The 18,101-nt window shown below is 72.8% G+C and carries 23 protein-coding genes; 16 read left to right on the top strand and 7 right to left on the bottom strand.

What is annotated here, in order from left to right; genetic code table 11:
• The first annotated feature begins 99 nt into the window (after window positions 1-99).
• On the top strand, window positions 100-1,560 hold the full coding sequence (locus ACFZA0_RS03830; protein ID WP_391010694.1) for an aminotransferase class V-fold PLP-dependent enzyme: 1,461 nt from the start codon (window positions 100-102) through the stop codon (window positions 1,558-1,560).
• Window positions 1,561-1,640: 80 nt separating this feature from the next.
• On the opposite strand, the gene ACFZA0_RS03825 is transcribed toward ACFZA0_RS03830, so the two are convergent.
• Entirely contained in the window at window positions 1,641-2,615 is a 975-nt protein-coding gene (locus ACFZA0_RS03825) for a PfkB family carbohydrate kinase (protein WP_391010691.1), read from the bottom strand.
• Between the two features lie 146 nt (window positions 2,616-2,761).
• On the opposite strand from ACFZA0_RS03825, the gene ACFZA0_RS03820 reads away from it, so the two are divergent.
• From ACFZA0_RS03820 to ACFZA0_RS03810, 3 genes are all read left to right on the top strand, one after another.
• Window positions 2,762-2,992 (top strand): hypothetical protein, encoded by a 231-nt coding sequence (locus ACFZA0_RS03820; protein WP_391010688.1) that lies wholly within the window; start codon window positions 2,762-2,764, stop codon window positions 2,990-2,992.
• A 68-nt stretch (window positions 2,993-3,060) separates the two neighbouring features.
• A complete protein-coding gene (locus tag ACFZA0_RS03815) occupies window positions 3,061-3,438 on the top strand; it encodes a VOC family protein (protein ID WP_391010685.1) in 378 nt (125 codons plus the stop codon).
• A gap of 224 nt (window positions 3,439-3,662) precedes the next feature.
• The gene (locus ACFZA0_RS03810; RefSeq protein ID WP_391010682.1) at window positions 3,663-5,366 is read left to right on the top strand and encodes a hypothetical protein; all 1,704 of its coding nucleotides are present in this window, start codon (window positions 3,663-3,665) and stop codon (window positions 5,364-5,366) included.
• 143 nt (window positions 5,367-5,509) lie between these two features.
• Here the strand turns inward: ACFZA0_RS03810 and ACFZA0_RS03805 are convergent, their stop codons facing one another.
• Complete coding sequence (locus ACFZA0_RS03805) at window positions 5,510-5,866, bottom strand: iron-sulfur cluster assembly accessory protein (RefSeq protein ID WP_391010679.1); 357 nt, start codon at window positions 5,864-5,866, stop codon at window positions 5,510-5,512.
• A 313-nt stretch (window positions 5,867-6,179) separates the two neighbouring features.
• Here ACFZA0_RS03805 and nadA point away from each other — a divergent pair, with 313 nt between their 5' ends.
• Complete coding sequence (gene nadA / locus ACFZA0_RS03800; RefSeq protein ID WP_391010676.1) at window positions 6,180-7,364, top strand: quinolinate synthase NadA; 1,185 nt, start codon at window positions 6,180-6,182, stop codon at window positions 7,362-7,364.
• Between the two features lie 120 nt (window positions 7,365-7,484).
• Complete coding sequence (locus ACFZA0_RS03795; protein WP_391010673.1) at window positions 7,485-7,988, top strand: DUF1203 domain-containing protein; 504 nt, start codon at window positions 7,485-7,487, stop codon at window positions 7,986-7,988.
• Between the two features lie 21 nt (window positions 7,989-8,009).
• On the opposite strand, the gene ACFZA0_RS03790 is transcribed toward ACFZA0_RS03795, so the two are convergent.
• Window positions 8,010-8,465, bottom strand: coding sequence for a hypothetical protein (locus tag ACFZA0_RS03790; RefSeq protein ID WP_391010670.1), 456 nt, complete (start codon window positions 8,463-8,465; stop codon window positions 8,010-8,012).
• Window positions 8,466-8,860: 395 nt separating this feature from the next.
• Between ACFZA0_RS03790 and ACFZA0_RS03785 the strand changes: the two genes are divergently transcribed.
• The 4 genes from ACFZA0_RS03785 to ACFZA0_RS03770 all read left to right on the top strand — a co-directional run bounded on the left by ACFZA0_RS03785 (window position 8,861) and on the right by ACFZA0_RS03770 (window position 11,280).
• A complete protein-coding gene (locus ACFZA0_RS03785) occupies window positions 8,861-9,469 on the top strand; it encodes a hypothetical protein (protein ID WP_391010668.1) in 609 nt (202 codons plus the stop codon).
• Complete coding sequence (locus tag ACFZA0_RS03780) at window positions 9,462-10,172, top strand: hypothetical protein (RefSeq protein ID WP_391010665.1); 711 nt, start codon at window positions 9,462-9,464, stop codon at window positions 10,170-10,172. Before ACFZA0_RS03785 ends, ACFZA0_RS03780 begins: the two co-directional genes overlap by 8 nt.
• Before the next feature lie 309 nt (window positions 10,173-10,481).
• Window positions 10,482-10,775 carry a hypothetical protein gene (locus ACFZA0_RS03775; protein ID WP_391010662.1) on the top strand — a complete coding sequence of 98 codons (294 nt, stop codon included), beginning with the start codon at window positions 10,482-10,484 and terminating at the stop codon, window positions 10,773-10,775.
• 73 nt (window positions 10,776-10,848) lie between these two features.
• Entirely contained in the window at window positions 10,849-11,280 is a 432-nt protein-coding gene (locus ACFZA0_RS03770; RefSeq protein WP_391010659.1) for a GNAT family N-acetyltransferase, read from the top strand.
• 57 nt (window positions 11,281-11,337) lie between these two features.
• On the opposite strand, the gene ACFZA0_RS03765 is transcribed toward ACFZA0_RS03770, so the two are convergent.
• Window positions 11,338-11,541, bottom strand: coding sequence for a hypothetical protein (locus tag ACFZA0_RS03765; protein WP_391010656.1), 204 nt, complete (start codon window positions 11,539-11,541; stop codon window positions 11,338-11,340).
• 307 nt (window positions 11,542-11,848) lie between these two features.
• Here ACFZA0_RS03765 and ACFZA0_RS03760 point away from each other — a divergent pair, with 307 nt between their 5' ends.
• Genes ACFZA0_RS03760 through ACFZA0_RS03750 form a run of 3 tightly spaced genes read left to right on the top strand, consistent with a single transcriptional unit; the run spans window position 11,849 to window position 13,069 of the window.
• Window positions 11,849-12,694 (top strand): Scr1 family TA system antitoxin-like transcriptional regulator, encoded by an 846-nt coding sequence (locus ACFZA0_RS03760; RefSeq protein ID WP_391010653.1) that lies wholly within the window; start codon window positions 11,849-11,851, stop codon window positions 12,692-12,694.
• On the top strand, window positions 12,673-12,870 hold the full coding sequence (locus ACFZA0_RS03755; RefSeq protein ID WP_391010650.1) for a DUF397 domain-containing protein: 198 nt from the start codon (window positions 12,673-12,675) through the stop codon (window positions 12,868-12,870). Before ACFZA0_RS03760 ends, ACFZA0_RS03755 begins: the two co-directional genes overlap by 22 nt.
• Window positions 12,871-12,886: 16 nt before the next feature.
• Window positions 12,887-13,069, top strand: a complete 183-nt coding sequence (locus tag ACFZA0_RS03750; RefSeq protein ID WP_391010647.1) for a DUF397 domain-containing protein — start codon at window positions 12,887-12,889, stop codon at window positions 13,067-13,069.
• Between the two features lie 60 nt (window positions 13,070-13,129).
• Here the strand turns inward: ACFZA0_RS03750 and ACFZA0_RS03745 are convergent, their stop codons facing one another.
• Complete coding sequence (locus tag ACFZA0_RS03745) at window positions 13,130-13,408, bottom strand: hypothetical protein (RefSeq protein ID WP_391010644.1); 279 nt, start codon at window positions 13,406-13,408, stop codon at window positions 13,130-13,132.
• Between the two features lie 22 nt (window positions 13,409-13,430).
• Complete coding sequence (locus ACFZA0_RS03740) at window positions 13,431-14,234, bottom strand: PspA/IM30 family protein (RefSeq protein ID WP_391010641.1); 804 nt, start codon at window positions 14,232-14,234, stop codon at window positions 13,431-13,433.
• A 323-nt stretch (window positions 14,235-14,557) separates the two neighbouring features.
• Here ACFZA0_RS03740 and ACFZA0_RS03735 point away from each other — a divergent pair, with 323 nt between their 5' ends.
• The 3 genes from ACFZA0_RS03735 to ACFZA0_RS03725 all read left to right on the top strand — a co-directional run bounded on the left by ACFZA0_RS03735 (window position 14,558) and on the right by ACFZA0_RS03725 (window position 17,639).
• On the top strand, window positions 14,558-15,187 hold the full coding sequence (locus ACFZA0_RS03735; RefSeq protein WP_391010638.1) for a DUF3043 domain-containing protein: 630 nt from the start codon (window positions 14,558-14,560) through the stop codon (window positions 15,185-15,187).
• 77 nt (window positions 15,188-15,264) lie between these two features.
• Complete coding sequence (locus tag ACFZA0_RS03730) at window positions 15,265-15,969, top strand: methyltransferase domain-containing protein (protein ID WP_391011818.1); 705 nt, start codon at window positions 15,265-15,267, stop codon at window positions 15,967-15,969.
• A 551-nt stretch (window positions 15,970-16,520) separates the two neighbouring features.
• The gene (locus ACFZA0_RS03725) at window positions 16,521-17,639 is read left to right on the top strand and encodes a trypsin-like peptidase domain-containing protein (RefSeq protein ID WP_391010635.1); all 1,119 of its coding nucleotides are present in this window, start codon (window positions 16,521-16,523) and stop codon (window positions 17,637-17,639) included.
• A 96-nt stretch (window positions 17,640-17,735) separates the two neighbouring features.
• Here the strand turns inward: ACFZA0_RS03725 and ACFZA0_RS03720 are convergent, their stop codons facing one another.
• Window positions 17,736-17,990, bottom strand: coding sequence for a hypothetical protein (locus tag ACFZA0_RS03720; RefSeq protein ID WP_391010632.1), 255 nt, complete (start codon window positions 17,988-17,990; stop codon window positions 17,736-17,738).
• Window positions 17,991-18,101 lie beyond the last annotated feature (111 nt).

The following is an 18,101-nucleotide window of genomic DNA, read 5'->3' as shown; positions in this document are numbered from 1 at the left end:
GCAGGGGGGAAGAGTGCGATTGTGAACACCCGACTGGCCCCGTTCGGGCACGTTCTGACGGGGCTTCGAGGCCCGCGCCGGACACGTTAGCGTGACGGCGTGTCCTACTTCGACGCCGCCTCCGCGGCACCGCTGCATCCCGTCGCCCGTCAGGCCCTGCACGCCTCCCTGGACGAGGGATGGGCCGACCCCGCGCGCCTGTACCGGGAGGGCAGGCGGGCCCGGCTGCTGCTCGACGCGGCGCGCGAGGCGGCGGCGGACGCGGTGGGGTGCCGGCCGGACGAACTGGCCTTCACCTCCTCCGGCACACGGGCCGTGCACACGGGGATCGCCGGTGCGCTCGCGGGGCGCCGCCGCACCGGAGGTCACCTGATCGTGTCAGCGGTCGAACACTCGTCGGTGCTGCATTCGGCGGAGTTGCACGCCGGAAACGGCGGAACCGTCACCCAGGTGGCCGTGGACAGGGGCGGCGCGGTGTCCCCCGAGGCCTTCGCGGAGGCCCTGCGCGCGGACACCGCGCTGGCGTGTCTCCAGTCCGCCAACCACGAGGTCGGCACGGTCCAGCCGGTCGCCGAGACCGCCGAGGTCTGTGCGGCAGCGGGGGTCCCGCTGCTCGTGGACGCGGCCCAGTCGCTCGGCTGGGGCCCGGTCGGGGGCGGCTGGTCGCTGCTGGCGGCGAGCGCCCACAAGTGGGGCGGACCGCCCGGGGTGGGACTGCTCGCCGTGCGCAAGGGCACCCGGTTCGCACCGCAAGGCCCCGCGGACGAGCGCGAGTCGGGCCGCGCCCCCGGCTTCGAGAACATCCCGGCGATCGTGGCCGCCGCCGCGTCGCTGCGGGCGGTGCGGGCCGAGGCGGCCGACGAGGCGGTACGGCTGCGGGAACTGACGGACCGCATCCGGACGCGGGTGCCGCTGACGGTGCCGGACGTGGAGGTGGCCGGCGACCCGGTGCGCCGGCTGCCGGGCATCGTCACGTTCTCCTGCCTCTACGCCGACGGGGAGACCCTGCTGCACGAGCTGGACCGGGCCGGGTTCTCCGTGTCGTCCGGATCGTCGTGCACCAGCAGCACCCTGACGCCGAGCCACGTGCTGCGGGCGATGGGCGTGCTGAGCGAGGGCAACGTGCGCGTGTCGCTGGCCCCGGGCACGGCGGCGGCGGACGTCGACCGGTTCCTGGAGGTGCTGCCGGGCGCGGTCGCGGCGGTGCGGGCGCGGCTGGGGGCGCCGGGCGGTGCGGACCCGCGGCCGGCGGAGACGGAGACTGCCGAGACGCCGGAGACGGCGACAACGGGGACGAAGTCGGCGGGGGCGGACCGGGACGGCGCCGCCACCGCAGGCCCGCTGGTGCTCGACGCGCTGGGCAAGCTCTGCCCGTTGCCGGTCATCGAGCTGGCAAAGGTGTTCGGCGGGGTACCGGTGGGCGGCACGGTCCGGGTCCTCGCGGACGACGAGGCGGCCCGGCTGGACATCCCGGCGTGGTGCGCGATGCGCGGCCAGGAGTACGTGGGCGAGGAGCCGGCGGAGCGCGGGTCCGCGTACGTGGTGCGGCGGCTGTCCTGACGGGCGGCCGGGCCCGGCGGTGGAAGAGAGGAGGGGGCGCCCCGGGCGGGGCGCCCCCTCCTCGCGCTCGCGTGCGGTGCTCAGCCCAGGTGGGCGCTGACCTCGGCGGCGGCGTCGTGGCCGTACGCCTTCGTGAAGCGGTCCATGAAGTTGGTGCGGCTGAGCTGGTACTCCTGCGTGCCGACGGTCTCGATGACCAGGGTGGCGAGCATGCAGCCGACCTGCGCGGCGCGCTCGTGGCCGACGCCCCACACGAGGCCGGACAGGAACCCGGCGCGGAACGCGTCGCCGACACCGGTCGGGTCCGCCTTGCGGTCCTCCTCGGCGCAGCCGACCTCGATCGGCTCCTCGCCCGCCCGCTCCACGCGCACGCCGCGCGCGCCGAGGGTGGTGACGCGGTGGCCGACCTTGCCGAGGATCTCCTCGTCGGTCCAGCCGGTCTTGGACTCGATGAGCCCCTTCTCGTACTCGTTGGAGAAGAGGTACGTCGCGCCGTCGAGGAGCACACGGATCTCCTCGCCGTTCATGCGGGCGATCTGCTGCGAGAAGTCGGCGGCGAACGGGATGGAGCGCGAGCGGCACTCCTCCGTGTGGCGGAGCATCGCCTCGGGGTCGTCGGCGCCGATGAGGACCAGGTCGAGGCCGCCGATCCGGTCGGCGACGGTCTTCAGCTCGATGAGCCGGGCCTCGCTCATCGCGCCCGTGTAGAAGGAGCCGATCTGGTTGTGGTCGGCGTCCGTGGTGCACACGAAGCGGGCGGTGTGCAGCGTCTCGGAGATACGGACCGAGTCGGTGTCGACGCCGTGGCGCTGGAGCCACGCCCGGTACTCGTCGAAGTCGGAGCCCGCGGCGCCGACCAGGACCGGCCGGGTGCCGAGCTGGCCCATGCCGAACGCGATGTTCGCGCCGACGCCGCCCCGGCGCACGTCCAGGTTGTCGACCAGGAACGACAGCGAGACCGTGTGGAGCTGGTCGGCGACGAGCTGGTCGGCGAACCGACCGGGGAAGGTCATGAGGTGGTCGGTGGCGATGGAGCCGGAGACTGCGATGCGCACGGCGTGACTCTCCTGCGGCGGCGGGAAGGGCATGGACTCTTCACGCTACCCGGTCGCCACCCGTCGCGTGCCGCGGCGCCGAAGACGGGAAAATTACCCGATAGTAGCGGTTTCTTCGCGGGACGACTCGTGCTTACGGTGCCCCCATGACGAACCTTCAGGCTCCTCCCCCGGCCCTCGCCGACCTTGAGGGCGGCCTCGCGTCGCTGCGCGGCGACTGCGCGCGGATGGCACCCCACTGGACCGCGACGGCCGCCGTGTCCGGTCCGGGCGCCGCTCCGGTGACGGCCGCCGCACCCCTCACCGGCGTGACGGTCCCGTCCTCCTCGGCCCGGCTGCTGGAGGCGATGTCCGACTACGGGAACCACGGGAGCTGAGCGGGGCGACCGCCGCCCTCCTCTCAATTCCCTGGAACGCACGGCCAGTTCATGATCGGGTGACCGTCATGACTTCTCTCGTGCACCACATCACCGTCGACTGCGCCGACCCCTACCTCCTGGCGGGCTTCTGGGCGCAGGCACTGGACGGCTCGCTCGCCGACGACGACTTCCCGGGCGACCCGGAGGCGCAGGTCGTCGCCGGCTCGACCGCCCTGCTGTTCATCAGGGTCGACGACCCGAAGACCGTGAAGAACCGCGTCCACCTCGACCTCCGCCCCGAGGACCGCACCCGCGACGAGGAGTACGAGCGGCTGCTCGCCCTCGGCGCCACGCTCCACGAGGACCACCGCCGCCCCGACGGCACCGGCTGGGTGACGCTGCTGGACCCCGAGGGCAACGAGTTCTGCGTGGTGCGCAGCGCGGCCGAACGCGCCGACGACTGACTCCGTCGTGCCGCCCCGCTCCCCCGGGTGGCCGAAACCGGCGCGTCCGGTGGAACCGCGCGCTCCCCCGCCACGTCCCATCGCCGTCCCCCGCACGGGGGAACGGATGCGTACCCGTTCACGGCCCGTTTTGTCAGGGTCGGGTCATAACGGGTCGTCCGGGGCACCCGCCCCGGCATCCGGAACGCCCGGACAGCGAACCGGACTGGCGAAGGAGCGAAGCGGTGGACACCGAGCGAGCCGACAATGCCGAGGAGCCCGAGAACCCGCGGGGCGGTACGGGCGACGGCGGGGCACATGCCGAGTCCGGCGCCGCGGCGCGCGACGAGCCCCCCGTCCGGGCGCGCGACGACACCGGCGACCCCGATGCCCGTCCGGCCCGGCGCTTCTCGCCGGTGATCGTCGCGTCGGTGGCGGCGGCGGTGCTGGCCGTCGGGGCGGGCGGCGTCTACCTCGCGACGGCAGGTTCGCAGGGGCACCGGGACATCGACCACGCGGACCCGGCGGGCACCGGCACTCCCCCGCCCCTGGCCCTCGACGACGCGGCCGGCGGTGCGGCCGGCGCGGGGTCGGGTTCCGCCAACGGCATCGCGCCGGGCGAGCCCAACCCGTACGGGGTGACGTACCGCGCGACCGGCGACCTGCCCGGCGGCCCGGACACGGCGCCCGTCTACCTGGCCCGCGCCGGGGCGACCCGCGCGCAGGTGGTGCGGCTCGCCGCCGCCCTCGGCGTGACGGGCGCGCCGGTGGACGAGGGCGGGGCCTGGCGGGTGGGCACCGTCGCGGACGGTACGGGGACGACGCTGACCGTGGACAAGCAGGCCCCCGGCACCTGGACCTTCAACCGGTACACGCAGGGCGGCGACAACTGCAAGGGGACGACCTGCAAGCCGGGGTCGCCCGCGTCGTCCGGCCGCGCCCCGAGCGAGGCCGAGGCGAAGAAGGCCGCGGCGCCCGTGCTGAAGGCGGAGGGCCAGGACGACGCGAAGACGGACGCCGGCCAGGTGGTGGACAACCGCCGTGTGGTGAACGCGGATCCGGTCGTCGGCGGCCTGCCCACGTACGGCTGGACGACCGACCTGTCGGTCGCGGCCGGGGGCCAAGTGGTCAGCGGCAGCGGCCGGTTGACGCCGCTCACGAAGAGCGCCACCTACCCCGTGCTGGACGCGGACCGGACCCTCGACCTGCTCAACGGCACGGCGGCGGACACCGGCCGCCGGATGGGCCCCGGCGGGTGCGCGACGCCGGTGCCGCTGGGCGAACGACTGGAAACGCCCTGCGGACAGGGGAGTTCGGGGACGGGCACGCCGGGGCCGGGCGGAGCGCCGTCCGCGTCCGCCTCCACCGGGGAGACGGTCCCGGTGAAGGGCGCGGAGTTCGGACTGGCCACGCGTTCGGTGGCCGGGCAACCGGCGCTGGTTCCCGCGTGGTTGTTCCAGGTCACCGACCCGGACGGCACCAACTCCTCGCTGGGGTCGGACGGTTCGACGGTGGCGTACCCGGCGGTCGACCCGCAGTACCTGGTGCCGGCGGCCCCGTCGGGCACCGCGTCCGGGAAGCCCTCGGCGCAGGGGGACGGAAGCGGCACGACGGCCACGGTCCCGGCGGACGGCTACACGGCGTCCGCCTCCGGCGACAGGCTGACGCTGAGCTTCACGGGCGGGGTGTGCTCGACGTACACGGCGGCGGCGAAGGAGAGCGGCGGCAGGGTGACCGTCACGGTGACGTCGCACGGCCACCGGGGCAGGGTCTGCGTCACGCTGGCGCGGTTCTACGAGCGCACCGTGCGGCTGAGCGCACCGCTGGACGGCCGGAGCGTGGTCAACGCCGACGGCACCCCGGTCCCGGAGGGCACCGGGCAGCCGGCGCCCACGGAGGGGGCCGGCGGCGCGGGCCAGGAGACCATGCACCCGATGCAGCCCCGGTGAGGGCGGTGTCCCCGGCGCCGGGCAACGCGAAGGCGGCGGTCCCACCGTGGTGGGGCCGCCGCCTTCGGGTGTGGCCGTGATCGCGTGGCCGGTGCGCCCCGGCGGGCGGAACGGGCGATGCCCGCCGCCTCCGGGTACGGGTCCTAGCTGAAGGAGTCGCCGCAGGCGCAGGAGCCGGTCGCGTTCGGGTTGTCGATCGTGAAGCCCTGCTTCTCGATGGTGTCCACGAAGTCGACGGTGGCGCCGCCCAGGTACGGGGCGCTCATGCGGTCGGTGACGACCTTGACGCCGCCGAAGTCCTTCACGACGTCGCCGTCGAGCGAACGCTCGTCGAAGAAGAGCTGGTAACGGAGGCCGGAGCAGCCGCCGGGCTGGACGGCGACGCGGAGCGCGAGGTCGTCGCGGCCTTCCTGGTCGAGCAGGGCCTTGACCTTCGACGCGGCGCCGTCGGTCAGGATGATGCCGTCGCTGACGGTGGTGGTCTCGTCCGATACGGACATCTACATCTCTCCCGGGTTGTACGGAGACTGCTTGCCGACGAGTGCAACCGGCGGCGGCCCGGAATCATTCCGGTCCGGACACCGGCTTCTTCTCTTGTTCTTCATGCTCGTCTCCCTTTCATGCTCGCACATGCCCGGCGAAGCACGGGAGGGCCGGGATTCACGTCACATCGACGTTATCGGCGTCGTCAAACTGACGCGATGCGGTTATCATAGATAACGTCAATTCGACGAAAAGTCGAAACGGTGTCCCGAAAGTCCCGCCGGTCCGGTCTCCGTCCCGGCGAGCCGCAGAACAGAAAGGGTGCGTGTCGTGACCACCGCCCAGACCCAGGAGCTCGACGTCCAGCCGACGCCCCTCGCCCTGCTGCTGCTCGGCCGCGAGGCCGACCCGCGCAGTGAGCGCGGCGTCGAGTGCCCCGGCGACCTGCCCTCGCCCTCCGACCCGGACCTGGTCGAACGTGCCCGCGCGGCCAAGGAGAAGCTCGGGAGCAAGGTCTTCGTCCTCGGCCACCACTACCAGCGCGACGAGGTCATCCAGTTCGCCGACGTCACGGGCGACTCGTTCAAGCTGGCCCGCGACGCCGCCGCCCGCCCGGAGGCCGAGTACATCGTCTTCTGCGGTGTGCACTTCATGGCGGAGTCCGCCGACATCCTCACGACGAGCGACCAGAAGGTCGTCCTGCCCGACCTCGCCGCAGGCTGCTCGATGGCCGACATGGCGACGGCCGAGCAGGTCGCCGAGTGCTGGGACGTCCTGACGGACGCGGGCGTGGCCGACCGGGTCGTACCCGTCTCCTACATGAACTCGTCGGCGGACATCAAGGCGTTCACCGGCCGCCACGGCGGCACGATCTGCACGTCGTCCAACGCCGAGCGGGCCCTTGAGTGGGCGTTCCAGCAGGGCGAGAAGGTGCTGTTCCTGCCGGACCAGCACCTCGGCCGGAACACCGCGGTCCGCGACATGGGCATGTCCCTGGACGACTGCGTCGTCTACAACCCGCACAAGCCCAACGGCGGCCTCACCGTCGAGCAGCTCCGCGACGCGAAGATGATCCTGTGGCGCGGCCACTGCTCGGTGCACGGCCGCTTCAGCCAGGAGTCGGTCGAGGACGTCCGCGCCCGCGTCCCCGGCGTGAACGTCCTGGTGCACCCGGAGTGCCGGCACGAGGTCGTCGCCGCGGCGGACTACGTCGGCTCGACGGAGTACATCATCAAGGCGCTGGAGGCGGCCCCGGCCGGCTCGAAGTGGGCCATCGGCACGGAGCTGAACCTCGTACGGCGCCTGGCGAACCGTTTCGCGCCCGAGGGCAAGGAGATCGTCTTCCTCGACCGCTCGGTCTGCTTCTGCTCGACGATGAACCGCATCGACCTCCCCCACCTGGTGTGGACCCTGGAGTCCCTGGCCGAGGGCACCCTGGTCAACCGCATCGAGGTCGACCAGGAGACCGAGCACTACGCGAAGCTGGCGCTGGAGCAGATGCTGGCGCTGCCGTAGCTCCACGCCGGTCGGCGCACGACGCCGGAGTCCGCCGCCGGTCGCGGCGGCGGACTCCGGCGGAACCTCGCGTCGGTTTCCCGCCAGCACCTCGCGAGCGGTACCGCCACGCTGGTCGGCATGACCAGCGACTACCGGCCCCGGCCCATCCCCGCCACCGCCCTCAAGGAACTCCGGCTGCTCGACGACGCCGGGCGCCCCGCGCTCCCGTACCCGGACGACGAGGGCGGCGCCCCGCTCCGCTGCTGTCTGCGGCGCAGCCGCGTCGGCGAGCGGATCGCGCTCGTCTCGTACGCGCCGCTGCGCCGCTGGGCGGCGGAGACCGGGGCCGACCCGGGCGCCTACGACGAGCAGGGCCCGGTCTTCGTCCACGCGGAGGACTGCGCGGGCCCCGACCCGCACGCGACCGGCCACGCGTTCGCCAACTCCGGTGCCCTGCGCGTCTTCCGGCGCTACGACAGCCGGGGGCACATCGTCGGAGGGCGCCTGCTGAAGGTGCCCGAGGACGGCGACGCCGCCTTCGACCGCGCCCTCACCGAGGCCTTCGCCGACCCGGGGACCGCCCTGGTCCACGTACGGGCCGTGGAGCACGGCTGCTACCTCTACCGCGTCGACCGGCCCTGAACTCCCTTGCCGGACAAGGAACTACCGCACACGGAACCTGCGCGCCACCGCCCGGTCGGCGATCTGCCCGGCCCCGGCTCCGAGCGCGAGCAGGAGAAGGACGAGGCCGGCGTCGACGACGGGGTTCACCCAGCCCGGCACCAACTCCGTTCCCTCGCCCGCCTCCGTGACGCACCGGGCACTGACCGGCAGCGTCATCCGCGTCACGACGCGGTCGCCCGCGACCCCCTTGGCCGCGCACATCTGGTCGGGGTCGAGGATGTAGAAGCCGGACATCACGCCCCACGCGTACGCCCCGAGGGCGGCGGCCCCCGCCAGCACCGCGACCACCACCCATGCCCGGACGTACGGCACGTGCCACGGGGCGCCGGGCCCGCGGCGGCGGATCCTCCCGACGAGGGCCACGACGGCGCCGAGAACCACGAAGGGCGCGACGAACGGCGCGAGCATCAGCACGAGGACGACGAAGGTGGCCACGTCACACCAGATGACCGGCGGGGTCGATTGGTTGCGTGTCAACTACCGCCCCGAGTCCGGGAGTTCCGCTCGGCCGTCGCGCCGGGCATTCCCGGCGCGACGCCCCCCCCCGGCCGCCGCGTGGCGTCAGTAGCCTGATCCCCTGCGCGCGGCGGGAACGCGGTGCGGCACGGACGACGCATGTACACGGGGGTGTGCACGATGGCGGGGCGCGACACGGTGGACGACCTGGTGGTGGTCGTTCCCGGGATTCTGGGAAGCCGGCTGGCGGACGCGGACGGCAGGGAGGTCTGGGGACTGGTGACGGGACTGCCCGGCGTGGACGCGAAGTTGCGGCGGACGCCGTCGACTTCCGCCAGGAGCTGGCCTCTTCGGAGGCGGGACGACGGTACGACGTGGAGTACCTGCCGGTGAGCGGGGTGCTCCAGCCGACGCCGACCACCGCGGTGTGGGCCGAACGGCCCGGCCGCAAGGGCGGTTGGCGGCTGGAGGAGCTGCTGACGATCGACGGCGTCGACGAGGGCGGCGACGGCCGTGTCCCGCGCCTGTCCAGCGCCCATCTGCCCGGCCTGAGGCGCCCCGCCGCCACGCCCTGGAAGCAGCACGGCTCGTTGCAGAACAGCGACGCGGTGCGGTGGGAGCTGTGGGGCTGGCTGGCGCCCGTTCCGCCCACGCACCGGGGGCCGGACGACGGCGCGGTCCCGCTCGGCGTGCGGGCACCCGACCTGCTGCTGGCGGGCGAGCCGTGCGAGGCGGAGGTGACGGTGCCCGCGACCTCGCCGGACCACGACCAACTCGCCCTCACGGTACGGGTGGACGGCGAGCCGACGCCGCGCCCCGTGCGCAACCTCGGCGGCGGCCGGTACCGGACCGTCCTGCGGGACCTCGAACCCGGCCCGCACCGCCTGGAGTTCGCCGCGCGGCACACCCCGGGGTCGACGGTGACGGCACTGGTCCTGGTGGCGGAGGGCGAGCCCGGGGCCGACACCGGCGCCGGTGAGTGAACCGACGGCGACCGGGAGCGGGCCGGTCGGCCCTCCGCAGCACCCTGGCGCCGAACTCCCGTATCGGGCGACGGCGTTGTGCGTGGTCTGCGAGTCGTACGACGACGTCGCGACCTTCCCCCGGCTCAAGGGAGCGCGCGGGCAGATGCTCGGCATCGCGGCGCGGCTGCGGGAGTTGGGCTTCCACGTCCGGGTGGTCGGGGAGACCGAGGACCCGGACCTGGCGACGTTCAGGGCGGCCCGCGACTCCTGGCGCGCGCACTGGAACCGGGAGGGCGGCAACGGCCCGGCGCTGATCCTCTGGTCCGGGCACGGTGTGCTGGACGGCGGCCAACTGCGCCTCGCCCTGCGCGACCTCGTCCTGTCCGGGGCGGTGCTGCTGCTGGCCCGCCAGAGCCTGCGGGCGTTCGCCTCGGGGAACGTCGGCGGGCGGGGCGGGAGCGGTGCCCGCGCGGAGGGCGGCGAGGACCGCCGGGGCGAGCTGGAGGATCTCTGGCGGCGGGCCACGGACCACCCCCTCCCGCCCTGGCTGGACCTGTCCGAGGAGACGCTGAGCACGGTGTCGGGGTGGCTGGCGATCACGTCCTGGGAGGACAGCCGCGCGTACTGGGAGGACAACGCCGAGGTGCTCACGTCCGAGGACGCGGCGACGGCCCTGGCCGAAATGTCCCTCGTCGCCCCCCCCTCGCCACCGACCACCTGACGATTCGCGACCAGGTCCTCGCCCAGGGCCCCGGCACCGTCTTCCGCCTGCTCCACCTGAACCAGTTGCTGAACGGCTGGCTGGGCTGCAAGGACCGGGCCGCCTCCCGCGCGTTCCTGGAGACCCACTTCGACGCGCTCGCCCTGTCGGACGGGACGGCCCGCGCGATTCTGGCGGCCGTGTCCGCCCCGGACGCCGAAGTCAGGCTCCACGTCGCGCTGCTGGACGTGGCACGGGAGGAGGGCGTCGCCGCCGCGTACTCGTTACCTGACGGACCGGGACGCGCTGAACGCGCGCGTCGCCCGTGCCGTGGCGGAGGCCGACGCCGACGGGCTGGCCTCCATGGGCGCCATCGAGTACGCGGCCCACGGCGACGGCCTCTCCGCGAGCACCCACGTCCAGGCCGCGCTGCTGCTCACCGGGCGGGGCGGGGACCTGGTCCCGGAGAGCCTGGCGGCAGCGGCGGCCCAGGCGCGCCCGGAGACGAGGACCCGGCTGGTGACCGAACTCGCGCGGCTGAGCGCCCGGTCGGCCACGGCCGAGCACACGGAACTGTGGATGTCGCTGATCTGCGCGCTGAGCGGGCCGGCGTCGGCGGCGTAGACGTCACGTCCCGTCCTCGGGCTGGCGTCGAAAATGCCGTGGCTCCGGGACCTCGTTCTGCTTGTATGCGCCCATGATCACTGAACTCCCCGTCGGTTACGAGATATCCACCGACCCGGCCCGCCTCGACCGCGCGGCCGTCCACAAGTGGCTCTCCGAGGACGCGTACTGGGCCCTGGGACGCCCCCGGGACAAGCAGGACAAGGCCATCGACAACTCCCTCAACTTCGGTGTCTACAGCAGCAGTTCGGGCGCCCAGGTGGGTTACGCCCGCGTGATCACGGACAGCGCGACCTTCGCGTGGCTGTGCGACGTCTACATCGCCCGGGACAGCAGGGGCAAGCGCCTGGGGCACGCCCTGGTCGCGGCGGTACGCGAACACCTCGCCCCCTACGGCCTGCGCCGCATCCTGCTGGCCACGGCGGACGCGCACGGGGTGTACGCCGCGGAGGGCTTCGCGCCGCTTGAGCACCCAGAGAAGTGGATGACGCTCGGCGCCCAATAGGCGGCGCTGGGTCTGCACTTGGGCCACTCCCGCGCCCCCAGACCGTCGTCCCGCCCCTCACTCCCGCTCCAGCGCCAGCCGTCCCCCTCTGCTGCGGGCGATGAGCAGGGTGTCCTGCAACGCCTCGGCCAGGCGCAGGCCCGCGAAGCGCAACTCGCGCTCCCTGGACGCCCTTTCGCCCAACAGCGGGCGGGCCAGGTCCAGGACCGCTGCCGCCGAGTCCAGCAGGTCGGCCTCCACCTCGTCGGCCAGGCGGGCCACACGTCCACGGCCCGAGGTGTCCGAACTGAGGTAGCAGGGCCTTCCGTCGGGAGTCGTCCACGGCAGTAGCCGTAAGGGAGTTCCCGATCCGTCGTACGCCGTCATCGACCCGTGCCGCCCTTCCGTTGGAACCAAAGGGCCACAAATGCGTGCGAATTGTGAACCTCTGGATGAATGCACCGCCGTCCGGCTACTTTGTGCACCGTCATCATCGCGCTGCGCGCATGCCCTCAACAGGCATGCCGCGTCCCGACGTTGAACCCGGGACGCCGGTACGACCAGACCACCGGACACAGAAGGCGACACCATGGCGTTCACTCCACGGGCCCTCACGCCCTACCTCTCCGCCCGGCACTACTTCGGCTCCGAACTCCGGCGGCACCGCGAGACCGCCGGCCTCTCCCTCGTCCAGCTCGCCGGCATCGTCAACTCCTCCAAGAGCACCCTCGCCCGCATCGAGACCGCCGAGTTGATGCCGCCCCCGGACCTCCCCGACCGGCTCGACGCCGCCTTCGGCACGGACAAGCTGTTCCACGGCCTCTACCAACTCGCCAAACGGGAGGCCCATCCGGACCAATACCGGCGGTTCATGGACTTCGAGGCGGAGGCGGAGGTGGTGGAGAACTACGGCTCACAGGTCCTACCGGGCATCCTTCAGACGCGTGAGTACGCGGCCGAGTGGCTCGGGCTCCAAGAGCAGTTGCCGCGCGACACGGTGAAGTCACTGGTCGACGCTCGTATGTCACGTCAGGAACGCCTGCGTGCGGCCGACGCTCCACTGCGGTGGGCGATCATCGACGAGTCAGTCCTGCGCCGTCCCGTGGGCAGCCCTGACTGCATGCTCAATCAACTGGCCTCCCTGCTTGCACAGGTGGATACTCCGGACAGCAAGGTCCAAGTGATGCCGTTCAGTTCAGGCGCCTATTACCTGATGGGCGGCGCGCTGTCCTTGTTGACCCTTCCCAACGGCTCCACCGCAGCGTACGAAGAAGGCATCGAGGTCGGTCACCTCTACGAGGATCCGGACTCGGTGAAAAAGTGGCGTCGGCAGTACGAAGTGCTTCGTGCCAAAGCTCTGCCGCCCACAGCTTCGGGAAAGCTGATCCAACAGGTGATGGAGGACTACCAGCGATGCGAAACACCCCCGAGCTGAACACGGCCCGCTGGCGTCGAAGCACGTACAGCAACGCCAACGGAGGTGAGTGCGTCGAGATCACCGAGGACTTCCCCGGCGTCGTCCCCGTCCGCGACAGCAAGCGCCCCCACGGACCCGTCCTCGTCGTCCCAACCGCCGCGTGGGACACGTTCGTCAACTCCCTCAAGGCGTAACCGGAGGAGGACCGCTGTGCTCACCAACGCCCGCTGGCGCCGGAGCAGTTACAGCAACGCCAACGGCGGCGAGTGCGTCGAGATCACCGAGGACTTCCCCGGCGTCGTCCCCGTCCGCGACAGCAAGCGCCCCCAGGGACCCGTTCTCCTCGTCCCAACCGCCGCGTGGGACACGTTCGTCAAGTCCCTCGGGCGCTGAGCAGACGGCCGGGGCGGCACCCACCGTGTGGGTGCCGCCCCGGCCGTCGTGGGACGAGGGTCATCCCGGGATCAGCCCGCCGTCGCTGAGCAGTTCCCGGACCTCCTCCAGCGTCGCGTCCGGGGACGGGAGGATCAGTTCGGACGGCTCCAGGGAGTCGTCCGGGAGGGGTTCGCCGAGGTCGCGGACCCGGGACAGGAGTTCCCGGAGGGTGCGGCGGAAGCCGGGGCCGTCGCCCTTGTCCATCTCGGCGAGAAGTTCGTCGTCCAGTGCGTTCAGCTCGGCGAGGTGGCCGTTGTCCAGCCTCACCTGGCCCTCCCCCATGATCCGTACGATCATGTCGCCCTCCTCGGCGTGAGCCCTACTGCTTGTCGAACCGCGGGGTGTCCTGCGGCTGCTGCTGCGACTGGGGCTGCGCCTGGCCGGTGCCGCCCTCGATGGCCTGCTGGTCCGCGGACGAGCCGCCGGCCAGTTCGGCCTTCATGCGCTGGAGCTCCAGCTCTACATCCGTACCACCGGAGAGCCGGTCCAGCTCGGCCTGGATGTCGTCCCGGCTCGTGCCGGACTGGTCGTCCAGGGCGCCGGAGGCGAGCAGTTCGTCGATGGCGCCGGCACGGGCCTGGAGCTGCTGGGTCTTGTCCTCGGCACGCTGGATCGCCAGGCCGACGTCGCCCATCTCCTCGGAGATGCCGCTGAAGGCCTCGCCGATCCGGGTCTGCGCCTGGGCGGCCGTGTACGTGGCCTTGATGGTCTCCTTCTTGGTGCGGAAGGCGTCCACCTTGGCCTGGAGGCGCTGCGCCGCGAGGGTGAGCTTCTCCTCCTCGCCCTGGAGCGTCTGGTGCTGCGTCTCCAGGTCCGTCACCTGCTGCTGGAGCGCGGCACGGCGCGACAGCGCCTCGCGGGCCAGGTCCTCGCGGCCGAGCGCCAGCGCCTTGCGGCCCTGGTCCTCCAGCTTCGAGGACTGCGACTGGAGCTGGTTGAGCTGAAGCTCCAGGCGCTTGCGGCTGGTCGCCACGTCGGCGACGCCGCGGCGCACCTTCTGGAGCAGTTCGAGCTGCTTCTGGTACGAGTAATCGAGGGTCTCGCGCGGGTCCTCGGCCCGGTCAAGGGCCTTGTTCGCCTTCGCGCGGAAGATCATCCCCATACGCTTCATGACACCGCTCATGGGCTTCGCGCGCCCCCTTCTGACGGACTTCCCACTCCAGCACTGCGACAGAACCCACAGTACGGGCCCTGCATCCATTACCGCACTGTTCGAGGACGGATGCGGTCATCCCCAGGGACGACTGCGGGCGGTCCCGCTCAGGCCCAGGGAGTAGGCCGGACCCTTGGAAGGGCCCCGGCCGACCCCCGTGAAGGGTCCGGGACGCCCGGAGTCCGTCAGGAGACCCCGGAGCGCCCGTCGGGCGGAAAGCGCACGCAACGTCCGCTCTGTCCCTCCTCAGGACGCGTGGCGTTGCCGGATCGTTCCCCACCTGGCTGGGGTCCATGCCCCCGCACCCCGTACCCTTGGGTTTTGTGTTCCGTAGCCGCGCCAAGGATGAGAAGGCCCCGACCGCCGACAAGGCGACGGTGACCGACTCCAAGCAGACCCGTGACCCGCAGGCCCCCAAGGGCAGGCCGACCCCCAAGCGCAGTGCGGCCCAGTCGCAGCGCAGGAGCGTCGCCAGCACGCCCACGAACCGCAAGGACGCCTCCCGGCAGCAGCGCGAGCAGCGCCGTGCCGCGATGGAGCGCCAGCGCGAGGCGCTGGCGAACGGCGACGAGCGTTACCTGCCCGCCCGCGACAAGGGGCCGGTGCGCCGCTTCGCGCGCGACTTCGTCGACTCGCGCTTCAGCATCGCCGAGTTCTTCCTGCCGATGGCCGTGATCATCCTGGTCATGACCGTGGTGCAGGTGCCGGCGCTCCAGAACATCGGCCTGTGGCTGTGGCTCGTCGTGATCGTCATGATCGTCGTCGACTTCGTCCTCACCTCGTTCCGCCTGCGCAAGCGGATCGCCGAGCGCTTCCCGAACGAGAACCGGCGCGGCGTCGTGGCCTACGCGCTGATGCGCTCGCTTCAGATGCGCCGGCTGCGTCTGCCGAAGCCGCAGGTCAAGCGCGGAGAGCGGCCCTGAGCGCCGACTCCTTCTCCGGGGGCGCGCAGCAGTGGCTCGGCGGCCTGGGCGGTCTGCGCAACGCCGTACGCCAGGAACTGGTCGCCCGGCAGCTCGACGAGCAGATAGCCGGGCGGTTCCCGGTCGGGCAGCGGCTGCGCGTGCTCGACGTGGGCATGGGCCAGGGCACACAGGCGTTGCGGCTGGCCCGCGCCGGGCACCAGGTCACCGGACTTGAGCGCGACCGGAACATGATCGCCGCGGCACGCACCGCGCTCGCCGCCGAGCCCGAGGGCATCCAGGAGCGGATGCGGATCGTGGAGGGCGACGGCCGGGACACCGGCGTGCACTTCCTGCCCGGCAGCTTCGACGTGGTGCTCTGCCACGGCGTACTGATGTACGTCGAGGAGCCCGACCCGCTGATCGCCGGCCTCGCGCGGATGCTCGCCCCCGGCGGTCTGCTCTCGCTGCTGGTGCGCAACGCGGACGCGCTCGCGCTGCGGCCGGGCCTGGCGGGCGACTGGCAGTCCGCGCTCGCCGCGTTCGACTCGACCGCGTACCGCAACCGGCTCGGTCTGGACGTGCGCGCGGACCGGCTGTCCACGCTGACGGCGACCCTCGCCGGGATCGGCGCCCCGCTGCACGCCTGGTACGGCGTCCGCGTCTTCACCGACCAGGCCCCCGACGGCAGTCTGCTGTCCCACGACGCCGAGCTGCTGCTCGCGGCGGAGGAACGGGCGGGTCGCACCGACCCGTACCGCGCGGTGGCCGCGCTGCTGCACCTCTGCGGCGTCCGCGGCTGAGCGGCGTCCGCCGCCGCGACCCACCCGCCTCCCGGCGCCGTCCCGTGCCCGCGTACGGCCGGGGAGCCGTCCCGCCCGGGGCGGACGCGGGCACCGCGACAGCCGACTCCCGCACCGCGACCGGGGGCCGGGCCGCAGCGCGACGCCGCCGCACCCGGCCGCCGTGCTGAGCGGCGCCCGCCGCCGTCCCGTGCCCGCGTACGGCCGGGGAGCCGTCCCGCCCGGGGCGGACGCCGACACCGCGACGGCCGACTCCCGCACCGCGACCGGGGCCCGGGACCGCAGCGCGACGCCGCCGCACCGGGCCGCCGTACCGCCCTGGCGCACGCGAGCCCCACGCCGACTGCTCCCGCAGGGCGACCGATGTGCCTCCGCACCCGGCCGCGGCCCCACCGAGGCGCACCCACCGCGCGGCACGCGTTCGTCGCGAGCGAGCCGCCTCCCCGAAGCACGCGCCGCCCCGTCTCCCCCGCGCCCCCGCGCCTCCCGCGTCCCCTCGTTCGGGTGAGTACCGGGGGACGTGGTGACGCCCCCGCCGGGAGACTCGGGGCATGAACGCTTCCCGTGCGCGTACCAGCCACAGCCGCAGCAGCCGCGCTCTCCGGGCAGCCGTCCCCGCCGTGGCGCTCACGTGTCTGCTGGCGCTCGTCGGCGGCTGTTCCGGCGCGGACTCCGACGCCGCCGGTGCCGCGAAGAAGACGGCGAAGCCGGGGGCGACCACGGAACAGGCCGCCGTGCCGATGGCCGCCGACGACCTGCAGAGCGACTACATGAAGGTGATCAAGGACGTCCTGCCGTCGGTGGTCCAGATCCAGGCCAGCAACGACCTCGGGTCGGGCGTCGTCTTCGACGACGCGGGCCACATCGTCACCAACGCGCACGTGGTGGGCGACGAGAAGACCTTCCAGGTGACCACCGCCAACAGCGAGGACACCCTCACCGCCAGCCTCGTCTACTCGTACCCGGCGCAGGACCTCGCGGTGATCAAGCTGAACAAGGTGCCGGACGGGCTCAAGGCCGCGAAGTTCGCGGACTCCTCGAAGGTGGAGGTCGGGCAGATCGTCCTGGCGATGGGCTCGCCGCTCGGGCTGTCGTCCAGCGTCACGCAGGGCATCGTCTCGGCCACCGGGCGCACGGTGAGCGAGAGCAGCGACGGCGGCGGTACGGGCGCGACGATCGGCAACATGGTGCAGACGTCCGCCGCGATCAACCCGGGCAACAGCGGCGGGGCGCTGGTCAACCTGGACGGGCAGGTGATCGGCATCCCCACGCTCGCCGCGACCGACCCCGACCTCGGCGGCAGCGCGGCCCCGGGCATCGGGTTCGCGATCCCCTCGTCCCTCGTGTCCAAGGTCGCCGACCAGATCGTGAAGGACGGCAAGGTCACCGACTCGGGGCGGGCGGCCCTCGGCATCACCGGCCGGACCGTCGTCGACAACAGCTACCGGAGCTCCGGGGTCGCCGTCGTCAGCGTGACCGGCGGCGGGGCGGCCGACAAGGCCGGCATCAAGGCCGGCGACATCATCACGAAGCTGGGCGACTCCGACATCACCACGATCACGTCCCTGACGGAGGCCCTGGCGGGCGACGAGCCCGGACAGCGCACCACGGTGACGTACTCGCGCGGCGGCGACTCCAAGACCGTGAACGTGACGCTGGGCGAGCAGTAGCGCGGGCGGCGCGGGCCGGGAGCACCGCGAGGGCCCCGGTACGGGTGTGGTGCACGCCCGTACCGGGGCCCTCGCGGTGTCGTGCGCGGGTCGCGCCTACGCCTCGGCCTCCGCGGCCTCCGCGCTCTCGGCGGTGTCGCCCGGCTCGCCCGCGTGCAGGCTCATCGGGCCGTAGATCTCGGTGGTGTCCTCGAACAGACGGACCTGGTCGGCACCCCCGCTGAGCAGGTCCTTCCAGTACTCGCCGATCCAGGACTCGGCGTCCCCCTGCGTGGTGAACTCCTCCGGTTCCACCGAGGGCTGCACTTCCGCCCCGTCGGTCTTCTCGAACCGCCACGTCCAAGCCGCCATGTACGCCTCCAAGGTGTGAGCGCCCGTCCACGCGGGAGCCGGATCTTGGTCCCGCTCCTGCCCCCGAGCCTAGGGCCTGCCCGCCGATCGGCCGCTTCTTGGCCGGTTCTG

The sequence above is a fragment of the Streptomyces sp. NPDC008150 genome (assembly GCF_042956945.1).
Lineage (GTDB): Bacteria > Actinomycetota > Actinomycetes > Streptomycetales > Streptomycetaceae > Streptomyces.
Note: the sequence above shows the minus strand (reverse complement) of the source record. Positions and strands in the feature narration are given on the sequence as shown.

Coding starts and splice junctions, on each gene's coding strand:
- ACFZA0_RS03820 (WP_391010688.1), top strand. CDS start 2,762: ATGACGAACCTTCAGGCTCCTCCCCCGGCCCTCGCCGACCTTGAGGGC.
- ACFZA0_RS03815 (WP_391010685.1), top strand. CDS start 3,061: ATGACTTCTCTCGTGCACCACATCACCGTCGACTGCGCCGACCCCTAC.
- ACFZA0_RS03805 (WP_391010679.1), bottom strand. CDS start 5,866: ATGTCCGTATCGGACGAGACCACCACCGTCAGCGACGGCATCATCCTG.
- ACFZA0_RS03795 (WP_391010673.1), top strand. CDS start 7,485: ATGACCAGCGACTACCGGCCCCGGCCCATCCCCGCCACCGCCCTCAAG.
- ACFZA0_RS03770 (WP_391010659.1), top strand. CDS start 10,849: ATGATCACTGAACTCCCCGTCGGTTACGAGATATCCACCGACCCGGCC.
- ACFZA0_RS03760 (WP_391010653.1), top strand. CDS start 11,849: ATGGCGTTCACTCCACGGGCCCTCACGCCCTACCTCTCCGCCCGGCAC.
- ACFZA0_RS03755 (WP_391010650.1), top strand. CDS start 12,673: ATGCGAAACACCCCCGAGCTGAACACGGCCCGCTGGCGTCGAAGCACG.
- ACFZA0_RS03745 (WP_391010644.1), bottom strand. CDS start 13,408: ATGATCGTACGGATCATGGGGGAGGGCCAGGTGAGGCTGGACAACGGC.
- ACFZA0_RS03740 (WP_391010641.1), bottom strand. CDS start 14,234: ATGAGCGGTGTCATGAAGCGTATGGGGATGATCTTCCGCGCGAAGGCG.
- ACFZA0_RS03735 (WP_391010638.1), top strand. CDS start 14,558: ATGCCCCCGCACCCCGTACCCTTGGGTTTTGTGTTCCGTAGCCGCGCC.
- ACFZA0_RS03725 (WP_391010635.1), top strand. CDS start 16,521: ATGAACGCTTCCCGTGCGCGTACCAGCCACAGCCGCAGCAGCCGCGCT.
- ACFZA0_RS03720 (WP_391010632.1), bottom strand. CDS start 17,990: ATGGCGGCTTGGACGTGGCGGTTCGAGAAGACCGACGGGGCGGAAGTG.